The sequence below is a fragment of the Methylobacterium dankookense genome (assembly GCF_902141855.1).
Classification (GTDB): Bacteria; Pseudomonadota; Alphaproteobacteria; order Rhizobiales; family Beijerinckiaceae; genus Methylobacterium; species Methylobacterium dankookense.
Genome location: NZ_CABFVH010000115.1, coordinates 1 through 1,647, shown reverse-complemented (window position 1 = coordinate 1,647; position 1,647 = coordinate 1). Strand labels below are relative to the sequence as shown.

The following is a 1,647-nucleotide window of genomic DNA, read 5'->3' as shown; positions in this document are numbered from 1 at the left end:
GGGTGGCGCGGTCGGCTTCGGGCCTTCGCTCTCCTGACCCGGGGTAGCGTCGTCCCGCTCGCGCGGGACGATCCGGATGCGACGGCCTTGGGCCCCGATCACGTCGCAGCCTGCTCGGCAGGCGACCGCAACTCGGCCCGGGTCTTCGGTCGGCCGCGGACCTTGAGATCCTCCAGATCGGCGCGGTCGCGCACCGAATTACGGAAGATCTGGTCCTTGCCGGGGGCGTATTGCGGCGGGCAGTGGATGTCGTCCGCGCCGTACCAGGCCGCCGCCCGCAGGGTGAAGCCCGGATCGGAGAGGTGCGGGCGGCCGAGCGCCACGATGTCGGCCCGGCCTGCCGCGAGGATCGTGTTGATCTGGTCCGGCGTCGTGATGTTGCCCACGCACATCGTCGCGGTGCCGGCCTCGTTGCGGATGCGCTCGGCGAACGGCGTCTGGAACATGCGGCCGTAGAGCGGGCGCGACACCGTGGCGGTCTGGCCGGTGGAGACATCGACGAGATCGACGCCAGCCTCGCGGAAGGCGCTCGCGATCGCCACCGAATCCTCCGGCGTCAGGCCGCCCTCGGCCCAGTCGGTGGCCGAGACGCGAACCGACATCGGCTTATGCGCGGGCCATGCCGCCCGCATCGCGGCAAAAACCTCGAGCGGGAAACGGAGGCGGTTCTCGACGCTGCCGCCATAAGCGTCGGTGCGGTGGTTGGTCAGCGGCGAGAGGAAGCTTGCCAGCAGGTAGCCGTGGGCGCAGTGCAGTTCCAGCATGTCGAAGCCCGCGCGCTCGGCCCGCTCGGTCGCCAGCACGAAGTCGGTCACAACCGCGTCCATGTCGGCACGGTTCATCTCACGCGGCACGGTGCTGTTGGGGAAATACGGGAGCGGGGAGGCCGACATCACCTCCCAGCCGCCCGATTCGAGCGGCCGGTCGATGCCCTCCCACATCAGCTTGGTCGCACCCTTCCGGCCCGCATGGCCGAGCTGGAGGCAGAACTTGGTGGCGGCGTTGGCGTGGACGAAATCCACGATCCGGCGCCACGCCGCCTCCTGTTCGTCGTTCCACAGACCGGCGCAGCCCGGCGTGATGCGGGCGTCGCGGGAGACGCAGGTCATCTCGGTGAACATCAGACCCGGCCCGCCGATGGCGCGGGCGCCATAATGGACAAGGTGGAAGTCGTTCGGCACGCCACCTTCCGCCGAGTACATGCACATCGGCGACATCGCCACGCGATTCGGGACCACCATCTCGCGCAGGCGCAGGGGCTGGAACATCGGCGCGGCGGGCTTGTCGAGGGAGACGTCGAAGCCCTCCTTCCGCACGCCCTCGGCGAAGGCGCGGTCCATCTTCTCGACGAAGGCCGGCGCACGCAGGCGCAGGTTGTCGTAGGTGATCGCCTTGGCCCGGGTCATCGCCCCGAAGGCGAACTGCACCGGCTCGAAATCGAGGTAGCGCGCCACGTGCTCGAACCAGACGAGCGAGACGTCGGCCGCGTGCTGGATCTTCTCGACCTCCTCGCGCCGGCCGCGCTCGAACCGGGCGAGCGCTGCCGGCACCTCGGCTTCCGCGACCAGCGCCTCGTAGAGGGCGATGGCATCCTCCATCGCGAGCTTGGTGCCGGAGCCGATGGAAAAATGCGCCGTGGCCTTGGCG

General features: G+C 69.6%; 1 protein-coding gene. It reads right to left on the bottom strand.

All coding sequences use genetic code 11. The features are described from left to right. Positions 1 to 98: 98 nt before the first annotated feature. Positions 99 to 1,647 (bottom strand): oxidoreductase (locus MTDSW087_RS29790; RefSeq protein ID WP_483403753.1); only part of this gene is annotated, 1,549 nt, incomplete at its 5' end.